The 10153-nt window shown below is 71.6% G+C and carries 9 protein-coding genes, 1 pseudogene and 1 riboswitch; all 10 genes and pseudogenes read right to left on the bottom strand.

The window, feature by feature from the left end:
* Positions 1 to 5: 5 nt before the first annotated feature.
* Positions 6 to 947, bottom strand: a complete 942-nt coding sequence (locus CR470_RS10105; protein ID WP_097867234.1) for a Ppx/GppA phosphatase family protein — start codon at positions 945 to 947, stop codon at positions 6 to 8.
* Positions 944 to 1486 (bottom strand): DUF501 domain-containing protein, encoded by a 543-nt coding sequence (locus CR470_RS10110; RefSeq protein WP_097867235.1) that lies wholly within the window; start codon positions 1484 to 1486, stop codon positions 944 to 946. The genes CR470_RS10105 and CR470_RS10110 overlap by 4 nt, the downstream gene beginning before the upstream one ends.
* A gap of 57 nt (positions 1487 to 1543) precedes the next feature.
* Positions 1544 to 2023 carry an FtsB family cell division protein gene (locus CR470_RS10115; RefSeq protein ID WP_097867236.1) on the bottom strand — a complete coding sequence of 160 codons (480 nt, stop codon included), beginning with the start codon at positions 2021 to 2023 and terminating at the stop codon, positions 1544 to 1546.
* Between the two features lie 93 nt (positions 2024 to 2116).
* Positions 2117 to 3397 (bottom strand): phosphopyruvate hydratase, encoded by a 1281-nt coding sequence (gene eno / locus CR470_RS10120; RefSeq protein ID WP_007456034.1) that lies wholly within the window; start codon positions 3395 to 3397, stop codon positions 2117 to 2119.
* 324 nt (positions 3398 to 3721) lie between these two features.
* Positions 3722 to 4438: a LysM peptidoglycan-binding domain-containing protein gene (locus tag CR470_RS10125; protein ID WP_097867237.1), complete on the bottom strand. Its 717-nt coding sequence runs from the start codon at positions 4436 to 4438 to the stop codon at positions 3722 to 3724.
* Between the two features lie 5 nt (positions 4439 to 4443).
* A riboswitch (cyclic di-AMP (ydaO/yuaA leader) is annotated at positions 4444 to 4626 on the bottom strand.
* A 289-nt stretch (positions 4627 to 4915) separates the two neighbouring features.
* Positions 4916 to 5977: a LysM peptidoglycan-binding domain-containing protein gene (locus CR470_RS10130; protein WP_097867238.1), complete on the bottom strand. Its 1062-nt coding sequence runs from the start codon at positions 5975 to 5977 to the stop codon at positions 4916 to 4918.
* 175 nt (positions 5978 to 6152) lie between these two features.
* Positions 6153 to 7460, bottom strand: coding sequence for a cytochrome P450 family protein (locus CR470_RS10135; protein WP_097867239.1), 1308 nt, complete (start codon positions 7458 to 7460; stop codon positions 6153 to 6155).
* On the bottom strand, positions 7457 to 8503 hold the full coding sequence (locus CR470_RS10140) for a nucleoside triphosphate pyrophosphohydrolase (RefSeq protein ID WP_097867240.1): 1047 nt from the start codon (positions 8501 to 8503) through the stop codon (positions 7457 to 7459). Before CR470_RS10140 ends, CR470_RS10135 begins: the two co-directional genes overlap by 4 nt.
* A 90-nt stretch (positions 8504 to 8593) precedes the next feature.
* The gene (locus tag CR470_RS10145; protein WP_097867241.1) at positions 8594 to 9250 is read right to left on the bottom strand and encodes a SurA N-terminal domain-containing protein; all 657 of its coding nucleotides are present in this window, start codon (positions 9248 to 9250) and stop codon (positions 8594 to 8596) included.
* A 141-nt stretch (positions 9251 to 9391) separates the two neighbouring features.
* Positions 9392 to 10036: pseudogene (locus CR470_RS10150) on the bottom strand (serine/threonine protein kinase); the annotation flags it as partial.
* Positions 10037 to 10153 lie beyond the last annotated feature (117 nt).

Below are 10153 nucleotides of genomic sequence, written 5' to 3' on the forward strand. Positions count from 1 at the left end.
TTCGCCTAAGCGGCGCTCCAGGCGATGCCGTCGAGGATGTCGTGCTCGCTGACGACGACCTCGTGGGCTCCCGTCCGCTCCATCACGGCGAGCAGGACGAGCGCCCCCGCGCCGATCACGTCGACCCGGCCCGGGTGCATCACGGGGATCGCGGCGCGCTCCTCGTGGGTGGAGCGGAGCAGGTGCTCGGCGATCGCGCGGACCTGGCCGCGGGTGACCCGGGAGTGGTGGATGGCCCCGGAGTCGTACTCCGGCAGTTCCAGCGCGATTCCGGCGACGGTGGTGACGGTGCCCGCGAGACCGACGAGCGTACCGGCGCCCTTGAGCGGCACGGTCCGCTCGGCGAGGTCGAGGGCGGCGTCGACGTCCGCGCGGATCGCCGCGGCCCGCTCGTGGCTGGGCGGGTCAATGACGGTCCCGTCCACGATCAGGTGACGCTCCGTCATCCGTACGCAGCCGATGTCCACGGACCGGGCCGCCTCCACCCGGTCCGAGCCGAGGACGAACTCGGTGGAGCCGCCGCCGATGTCGACGACCAGATACGGCTTCGCCAGGTGGTCGCTGCCCGCCAGTTCCCTGGTGGCCCCGTCGAAGGAGAGCTGCGCCTCCTGGTCGCCGGTGATCACCTCGGGCTCGACGCCGAGGATGTCCCGGACCCCGGCCACGAAGTCGGCGCTGTTCTCGGCGTCGCGGGAGGCGGAGGTGGCGACGAAGCGGATCCGTACGGCGCCCAGCTCCTCGATGGCCGCCGCGTACTCGCGGCAGGCGGCGAACGTCCGCTCCAGCGCCGCGGGGGCGAGCCGGCCGGTCTGGTCCACCCCCTGGCCGAGGCGGACGATCGTCATGCGCCGGTCCAGCTCGGTGAAGGAGCCGGTGGCGGGGTCCACGTCGGCGACGAGGAGCCGGATGGAGTTCGTACCGCAGTCGACGGCGGCGACCCGGGTCATGCGTCCTGCCCCTCGGGGGCCCCGCCGCAGGGCGTGACGCAGGGGCCCTTGGCCCACCACTCGGGCAGCATCGCGATGGCCTCGTCGCCCAGCGGGTTCACCCCGGGGCCGGCGGCCAGCGAGTGGCCGACCAGGACGTGCAGGCACTTCACCCGGTCCGGCATGCCGCCCGCGCTCGGGAAGCCCTCCAGGACCTCGATGGCGTCGCGGCGGGTGATGTAGTCCTCGTGCGCGGCCCGGTAGGCGTCGGCCAGCTCCGGGTCGGTCTCCAGACGGGCCGTCATCTCCTTCATGACCCCGTTGGCCTCCAGCGTGCCGATCGCCGAGGCCGCCCGGGGGCAGGTGAGGTAGTACGTCGTCGGGAACGGCGTGCCGTCCTCCAGACGGGGCTGGGTCTCCACCACGTCCGGGTTGCCGCACGGGCAGCGGTGCGCGATGGCGCGCAGGCCGCGCGGCGGGCGGCCGAGCTGCTGCTCGAACGCGGCGATGTCCGCGTCGGTGGGCTTGGTGGACTCGGTCTGCGGAGGGGGCGTTTCCATGCCTGCCTTGGTTCTGCTCGAAAGCTCGTAGAAGTGGACGTGACGGTCGTCGGTCGGTCAGTCGCGGTCGGCCCGGTCGGCGCTGTCCACGCCGTCCCAGAGGTTCGAGTGCCACGGGCGGTCGCTCGCCCCCGACTCGCCGCGGCGGTCCTGAGCCGCGTCGGGGTCGGCCACGGTGTAACCGGTCTCCCCGGGGAGGACGTAATGGAGGTGCTGGCGGGCCAGCCGCATGATGTACGCGTCGTCCTGGAGCCGCGCCTTCTCGTCCCGCAGCTCCTCGGTGCGCCGCTCCGCCTGCTGCGAGAGCCGTTCCTGCTCGGCGATCTCGTCGCGCTGGGAGACGTACTGCCGCATCGGGTAGGCGAGCGCCACCACCAGGGAGCAGACCACCAGCGCCAGGAACGCGGCCCGGCCGGTGAGCCGGGAGCGGCGGGCCTGCCGGCGGTTCTGGGATCGGTACACGCGGGCGGCGGTCTGCTCGCCGAGCAGTCGCAGCCTGGTCGCGGTGGAGAACCGGTCGCGGTCCTTCCCGGCCATGTCTCCCGCCTCCCCGTTACACACGTCCGTCCCCGCACACGGTACGGGACCGGGTGCGGGGACGGGCGGAGGCTACCGTCCTACGACTACGGGTCAGCCCTTGAAGCGCGGGAAGGCGGAACGGCCCGCGTACACCGCGGCGTCGTCGAGGATCTCCTCGATGCGCAGCAGCTGGTTGTACTTGGCGACGCGGTCCGAACGGGCCGGGGCGCCGGTCTTGATCTGACCACAGTTCACGGCGACGGCGAGGTCGGCGATGGTGACGTCCTCGGTCTCGCCGGAGCGGTGCGACATCATGCACTTGAAGCCGTTGCGCTGGGCCAGCTCGACGGCGTCCAGGGTCTCGGTCAGCGAACCGATCTGGTTGACCTTCACGAGCAGGGCGTTGGCGGAGCCCTCCTCGATGCCGCGGGCCAGACGCTCGGGATTGGTGACGAAGAGGTCGTCGCCGACGATCTGGACCTTGGCCCCGATGCGGTCGGTGATGACCTTCCAGCCGGCCCAGTCGTCCTCGTACAGCGGGTCCTCGATGGAGACCAGCGGGTACGCGGAGACGAGCTCCTCGTAGTACTCGGTCATCTCGGCGGCCGAGCGGGACTTGCCCTCGAACTCGTAGACGCCGTCCTTGTAGAACTCGGACGCGGCGACGTCGAGCGCGAGCGCGATGTCGCGGCCCGGGACGTAACCGGCCTCCTTGATGGCCTCGACGATGAGGTCCAGGGCGGCGCGGTTGGACTCCAGGTTCGGGGCGAAGCCGCCCTCGTCGCCGAGTCCGGTGGACAGGCCCTTGGTCTTGAGGACCTTCTTCAGCGTGTGGTAGACCTCCGCGCCCCAGCGCAGGGCCTCGGAGAAGGACTCCGCGCCGATCGGGGCGATCATGAACTCCTGGACGTCCACGTTGGAGTCGGCGTGCGAGCCGCCGTTCAGGATGTTCATCATCGGAACGGGCAGCAGGTGCGCGTTCGGGCCGCCGAGGTAGCGGAAGAGCGGCAGGTCGGACGCCTCGGAGGCGGCGTGCGCGACGGCCAGCGAGACGCCGAGGATGGCGTTCGCGCCGAGCGAGGCCTTGTTCTCGGTGGCGTCCAGGTCGAACATCGCCTGGTCGATGAGGCGCTGCTCGGTGGCGTCGTACCCGACGAGCTCCGGGCCGATCTGCTCGATGACGGCGAGGACGGCCTTCTCGACGCCCTTGCCCATGTAGCGGTTGGGGTCACCGTCGCGAAGCTCAATGGCCTCGAACGCACCGGTGGAGGCGCCGGACGGAACAGCAGCACGGCCCGTGCTGCCGTCGTCGAGGCCAACCTCGACCTCGACCGTGGGGTTGCCCCGGGAGTCGAGGATTTCCCTGGCTACGACGACGTCGATGGACGGCACGAGGCATCTCCTTCTGGGATCTGACACTGGTTGTGCAGGGTCACTGTGGCCTTGCGACACGAGCCTATCGGGCCCGGCCGCGTCGGCCAGCCGACCGCCCGTCTCCTGGGACGAAAAAGGACCCAAGGGCCTGCATCACGGGACAAAACTCTAGAAATCTACTGAGCGGTAACAACAAGAGGTGAACGCATGCGGACCCATCGGCGCCCGCCGCTCACGAAGAGTCCGGCCCGGCGCGCTGGGGGGAACGAGCGCGCCGGGCCGGGAAGCCGTGCGAGGAGAAGTGCCGCCGGACGCTTCTCCTCCGGGGAGGAGAGACGGCGATTACTTCAGGTGGAGCTGCTGACCCGGGAAGATCAGGTCCGCGTCCTTGACGATGTCGTCGTTGAGCTCGAAGAGCTGGCTCCAGCCGCCCTTGACGTCTTCCGCCTGGGCGATGCTGCTCAGGGTGTCGCCGGCCTCGACCTTGTACTCGCCGTCACCCTTCTGGACCTTCTCGCCGGTCGGGGTGGTGACGGTCTTCTTGCTCTCGGCCTTCTTCTCGGCCTGCGGAGCGGTGCGCTGCTCGGAGCGCGTGGTGGGCTGCTCGGCCTGACGCTCGGGCTGCGCCTGCTCGGGCTTGCTCTCGCCGGAGCCGGAGCCGGTGTTCACGCCCGGGTCCACACCGTCGTTGGTGAGGCCGCCGGCGCCGGCGCAGGCCCAGGCGCCCGGGCCCTGCATGTCGAGGAGCTTCTCGGCGGTGGCGATCTGCTGGTCCTTGGAGGCCAGGTCGGCACGGGAGGCGTACTGCGTACCGCCGGCGGCGGCCCAGCTGGACTGCGAGAACTGCAGTCCGCCGTAGTAGCCGTTGCCGGTGTTGATGGACCAGTTGCCGCCGGACTCGCACTGGGCGACGGCGTCCCAGGTCTCGACGGAGGCGGCGGAGGCGTTGGTCGCACCCATCAGCGGGACGACGACGGCGGCGCCGGTGACCCCCGCGAGGGTGGCGATACGGGTGGCCTTGGACGGGCGGCGGTGCTTGCCCTTGCTGTTCAGCAGCATGGAACGAATCTCCTCACCGACGCCTACGAGGTGAGCTGTCGGGTTCGGGCTGATGAGTTGCCCGGTCGCACGGTGCTGCTCGCGACTTCACCCCTAGCCGGTCCCGTACGCCCCCGTCGGTTCGACGAGGCGTCCGGACCCGGCGGCTTACCTGGGTCCCCCGCTCCTGCCTACGGCGCTTACGCGTCTGTTCCCTTCGACCGACGGCAGGATTCGGCGTGACGGTCGACGGGGCCCGCGGTGCGAGCGGCTCCGACCGTAAACACAGGCAACCCCGACATTCAAAGATGGACATAGGGGGCAATCAACCCGAACTCGCCGTGGCAGGCAGGTCGTTTCCGCAGGTCGGGGGCGTTGCGCCCGGACCGGCCGGACAGAACGCACCAGTTGAAGCAAAGAGACCCATGTCTCACTTACGCAAAAGTGGACATAGGTCTCTTAACTGCCCCGATTTTTCGGGGTGTTTTCCGCGTTCGATCAGTTGGCGGCGGGCTCCTCGGCGCCCTCCGGCGCGACCTGCTCCGCACGCTCGCCCGCACCCTGATCCGCACTCCGCTCCAGGCCCAGATCCAGGTTCTGGCCGGGCAGGATCAGGTCCGGGTCGGAGCCCAGGAGGCCCTTGTTCGTCTCGTAGAGGCCGGTCCAGCCGCCGGGGATCTCCTGTGCGTCGGCGATCGCCCAGAGGTTGTCCCCGGGCCGCACCGTGTACCCGCCGGCGGTCGCCGCGCCGCCGTCCCGCGCGTCGCCGTCGCCGCGCGAGGCGTGCCGGCCGGACTCACGGGGGCCGCCCTCCCGGCCCGCTTCGGACTCGTCGGGCGCGGGGGTCCCCCGATGCTTGCCCCCCTGGCCACCCTCGCCCGTCGAGGCGTCGGGGGCCGTGCCGGGGTCCGAGGCGTCGGGGGCGCCGGAGGCCGGCGGGGCGGAGGGCGTCACCGAGGAGTCGGGGGCCTCGCCCCCCTTCTCCGTACCACCGCTGTCGCTCCTGCCCGTCTCGCCGCTCCGCTCACCCTCACCGGATCCATCGACTTCTCCGGACGTGCCGGATTCATCCGTTTCGCCGGTCGGGTCCGCCTCGTCGGTCGGGGTGTCCGTCGGGTCGGCCGAGGGATCTGCCGACGGGTCGGCCGTCGGCGAGGTGCCCGGGTCGACGCCGGGCAGACTTCCGTCCACCGCGAGGCCGGAGATCACCGCACAGCTGGGCCACGCCTTCGGGCCCTGGTCGTCCAGGACCTTCTCGGCGACGGAGATCTGCTGCGAGCGGCTGGCGAGGTCGGCGCGGGGCGCGAACGCCGTGCCGCCGTACGCCGACCAGGTTTCCTGCGAGAACTGAAGCCCGCCGTAGTAGCCGTTGCCGAGATCGGCGCTCCACATGCCGCCGCTCTCGCACTCCGCGACCCGGTCCCAGGTGGTGGCCTCGGCCGCGTGCGCACCGCCGGCGCCGAGCAGCGGGATGGCGATGGCCGATCCCGTCACCCCCGCGGCGACGATGAGGGCGGGTGCCTGGCGAGGGCGGCGGTGTCTGCCGTTCGCGGAGCCCATGGGTATGCCTTCCGTGCGACTGACAAGCGAGTGTCCTGAACGCCGCGCAGCGGATTCCGTGCCTGCCTCGGCGCACAGGTGACGCGTGAGCAAGGTGCGACCGACGCGTCGAACCGTGAACCTAGCGGGACTCGAACGTGTGTCACAAGTCGATGCAGCGCAGATCACGTGAAAGTCACAGAGTTGACACTGTGTCACTTTTTTCGGACCGGCTCCCCGGTTCGAACTCGACCGGAAGAGTGCGCAGTCCACGCATGATGAGCCCGCCACGCCAGCGCAAATCGCCAGGTTCTCCCGCAAGTCGCAGGTCAGGAAGGCGCCTCAACAGCGTGGCCAGCGCGGTCTGCCCCTCCAGCCGGGCCAGTGGCGCTCCCAGGCAGTAGTGGACGCCGTGCCCGTATCCGAGGTGCTGATTGTCACGCCGTGCGAGGTCCAGGGTGTCCGGATCCGCGAACCGCTCCGGGTCGCGGTCGGCCGCCGCCAGCACCACCAGTACGGGGTCCCCGGCGGCGATCTCCTCACCGCCCAGGGTCAGCGCCTCGGTGGCGTACCGCCAGGTCGCCATCTCGACCGGTCCGTCGAACCGGAGCAGCTCCTCGATCCCGGTGGCCAGCAGCGCGTCCTCCCCCGCCGCCAGGGAGGCCTCCAGCCGGGTGCGCTGCTCGGGGTGGCGCAGGAGCGCGTAGGTCCCGTTGCCGATGAGGTTGACCGTCGTCTCGAACCCGGCGAACAACAGGATGAACGCCATGGCGGCCGCCTCGTTCTCCGTGAGGTGCTCGCCGTGGTCGCTGGCCCGGATCAGCCCAGAGATCAGGTCGTCGCCGGGGTTCTCCCTCTTCCGGTGGATGAGTTCGGCGAGGTAGCCGCGCATCTTCTTCACCGACCGGGCGACCCCGCCGCGCGGCCCGCCGCCGTGCCGGATCATCATGCCCGCCCAGTCCCGGAAGTCGCCCTGGTCCTCCTCGGGGACGCCGAGCAGGTCGCAGATGGCGTAGATGGGGAGCGGGAAGGCGAAGTCGTGGATGAGGTCGGCGTTCCCCTTCTCCACGAAATCGTCGATGAGCCGGTCCGTCAGCTCCTGCACGCGGGGCGCGAACTCCGCGACCCGGCGCGGGGTGAACGCCTTGGACACGAGCCGGCGCAGCCGGGTGTGGTCCGGCGGGTCGATATTGAGCAGATGCGTCATCAGCTCCGCCTTGCGCTCCCCCGGGATGCCCGTCTTCCCCTTGGCGTGCGGCGACTCGGCGTGGTTGGCCGGATTCTTGGAGAGCCGTGCGTCGGCGAGCGCCTGCTTGGCGTCCCCGTACCGCGTCACGAGCCAGGCCTCGACCCCGCTGGGCAGCGCGGTGCGGTACACGGGACGGTGCTCGCGGAGCCAGGCGTAGGCGGGGTAGGGGTCGGTGGCGAACTCCCAGGTGAAGAGTTCGGGGGTGGCCGGGGCGGGTGCGGGGTCGCGGTGGGGGCAGGCGGGGGTGTCGTTCACGCCCCGACGTTATCGGGCGGGGTGTCGGTGACCGTGCGCGGTGCGGGAGGGACCGCGTCGCCCTCCGCCGCCACGATCGCGTCGCGGTAGGCGCGGGCCGCCGCGCGCAGGGCGGCCTCCGGGTCGGCGCCGTTCGCCTCGGCGGAGACGGCGAGGGCCAGGAGTTCGTAGCCGATGGTGTCGCCGGTGGGGAGGGGGACGTCGAGGCCCGCCGTACGGACGCGGCTCGCGAGCTTCGCGGCGAGGGCCAGGCCGGGCTGGCCGACGGGGACGCCTTCGGTGACCGAGGTGCGCTGCTTCTCGATCGCCTTGGTGCGCAGCCAGTGCGCGTGGACGTCCTCGGGGGTCTCGGCGCTCTCGTCGCCGAAGACGTGCGGGTGGCGGTGGATCAGCTTCTCGACGAGGCCGCCGGCGACGTCGTCGATGGCGAAGGGCTCCTCGGTGTCCTCCTCGGCGATCCGCGCGTGGAAGACGACCTGGAGCAGGACGTCGCCGAGTTCCTCGCGCAGTTCGTCCCGGTCGCCGTCCTCGATCGCCTCGACCAGTTCGTACGCCTCCTCAATGGCGTACTTGACGAGGCCCCGGTGCGTCTTCCGCGAGGTCCAGGGGCACTCGCGGCGGATGCGGTCCATGACCTGGACCAGGTCCAGCAGGCGGGCCCCGGGCAGGTCGTAGGAGCCGGGGAGCAGTTCCAGGTCCGGCATGGCCACCCGGCCCGAGCCGCCGAGCCGGGCCAGGCCGTCCGTCAGGCGGCTGTCGCCCTCGCCGCCGACCAGGACGACGACGGTCCGGCCGCCCGCGCAGCCGGCGACCAGTTCGTCGGCCGAGGGCGTGGCGTGCTCGACGCGTACGCCCGCCTCGCGGAGGTAGGGGAGCTGCGGGTGGTCCGGGTCGGCGACGAGGACCCGGTCGGCCGCGTGCAGCGTCTGCCAGGCCGGCCAGGACAGCAGGCCGGGCGCGACCCGGTGGCTGGCGGTGAGCAGGACGATGCGGCCGGGGTCGGCGGGGGTCTCGACGGAGGCGTCGGGGGCTTCGGCGTTCACCCTGCGAACCTACCTCCGGCCCCGGGGCTCCGGCCCGCCGGTTCGGACGTCCGCCGGTTCAGGCCCCTGCCGGTTCAGGCCCCCGCCGGTTCAGGCCCCCGCCGGGGCGTCCTTCGGCGGGAACTCGGTGACCTGGGTGATCCAGGGCGCGCTGTAGTTGCCGAGCTGCATCTTCTGGTCGTCCCAGGTGCCGAAGCGCGGATTGACGTCGATGTCGAGGGCCTTCGACGCCTTGGTGAGGGCCTCGCCGACGACCTGCTGGCCGGCCGGTGTGCCCAGGTCAGCGCCGAGCGCCTCGGCCAGCTTCGGGAGCTGGACCTCCTGGCGCATGTCGGCGTCGATCTGTTCCGGGGCGACCCAGCGCTGCTGGAGCATCATCGCCTCGAACCGCTCCTCGCCGCCCTGCTGGGCGCGGTTGGCCTGCCGCATCTCCTGGATCTCCTTGCGGGTGACCGTGACCCCCGCGTCCGCGGCGGCGCGGTCGAGGACCCGGCCGAAGATCAGCCCGTGCAGCTTGGCGCGGTTGAGCTGGCCCGACTTGTTCACCAGCTGGGCGGCCTCCGGGGAGCTGTTCTGGGCGCTGCGGACGTCCGCGGCGCGGTCCTGGACCGTCGACACCTCGATCCGCTCTCCGCCCACGACGGCCGCGGCGCCGGGGTGGGACTGGTTGCCGCAGGCCGAAAGGAGCGGCGCGGCGACGAGTGTCGCGGCGAGGACGGCGAGCGCGGTGCGACGACGGCGGTGCAAAGGAGCCTCCCGGGGAGAGTTTGTGCATCAGTGCACAAAGCCTTGCGGTGATCGATGTTAGGCAGTGGAGGTGGCCGGTGCCACCGATTCGACCAACGATTCGGGAGGAGTTGGGGATGTGGCCCGGTATGGGGGGCACTGTCAGCCCCCGCGGACGTCCCGCTGGTGGCTGAGCAGGCGACGCAGGTCCATCGGCAGCGGGTGGTGCGGCCCGTAGGTGCGCTCGGCGTCGTACAGCAGGGCCTGGAGCTGTGCCCGGCCCGCGGTGTGGTCGCCGACCGCCAGGAGCAGTTGCCCGATGCGGTGCCGGATGTCGAGTGCGCGGGCGGGGTCGGGGGCGATCGGCCCGTAGGCGTTCTCGTAGTACGGGAGGACCGCGCGGTACTCGACCAGCGCGGCCCCGGCCTCGCCGAGCTGTTCGAGGCACTGGGCGGCGTCGTAGCGGAACTGGAGGGCCTGGGCGTCGGCCTGGCCCGCTTCGGCGGCGCGGTCCTCGGCGAGGCGGCGCAGCTCGGGCAGGGCGCGCCGGTACTGCCCGTCGTCCATCAGCGTCGCGGCGTACTGCTTGCGCAGGATGCGGACGACCGGTGAGTGCTCGCCGTGCTCGGCCGCGGCGGCCGGGAGCGTGGCGCCGAGGACGTCCACGGCCTGGGTGATCCGGCCCTCGCCGAGCAGCTTCTTGACCTCGTCCACGGCCCGCGCGACGTCCGGCCTGGCGGGCGGCGGGGTGCTCGGCGGCCGGTGGGCGGGGCGCGCGGGGGGCGGGGCGACGGCCGGGGGCGGGGCGAAGGCTGTCTCTTATACACATCTCTGATGGCGCGAGGGAGGCGTGTATAAGAGACAGATGAAAGGCTGCCTTGTCGATGCATGCGTGTACCGATGCGGGTTCGGGCAGCCTTTCAT

It is taken from the genome of Streptomyces sp. rh34 (genome assembly GCF_002551245.1).
GTDB lineage: Bacteria > Actinomycetota > Actinomycetes > Streptomycetales > Streptomycetaceae > Streptomyces.

Bases quoted from the DNA above. Each gene is read 5' to 3' on its own strand.
- CR470_RS10105 (WP_097867234.1), bottom strand. From the start codon at position 947: ATGACCCGGGTCGCCGCCGTCGACTGCGGTACGAACTCCATCCGGCTC.
- CR470_RS10110 (WP_097867235.1), bottom strand. From the start codon at position 1,486: ATGGAAACGCCCCCTCCGCAGACCGAGTCCACCAAGCCCACCGACGCG.
- CR470_RS10115 (WP_097867236.1), bottom strand. From the start codon at position 2,023: ATGGCCGGGAAGGACCGCGACCGGTTCTCCACCGCGACCAGGCTGCGA.
- CR470_RS10125 (WP_097867237.1), bottom strand. From the start codon at position 4,438: ATGCTGCTGAACAGCAAGGGCAAGCACCGCCGCCCGTCCAAGGCCACC.
- CR470_RS10130 (WP_097867238.1), bottom strand. From the start codon at position 5,977: ATGGGCTCCGCGAACGGCAGACACCGCCGCCCTCGCCAGGCACCCGCC.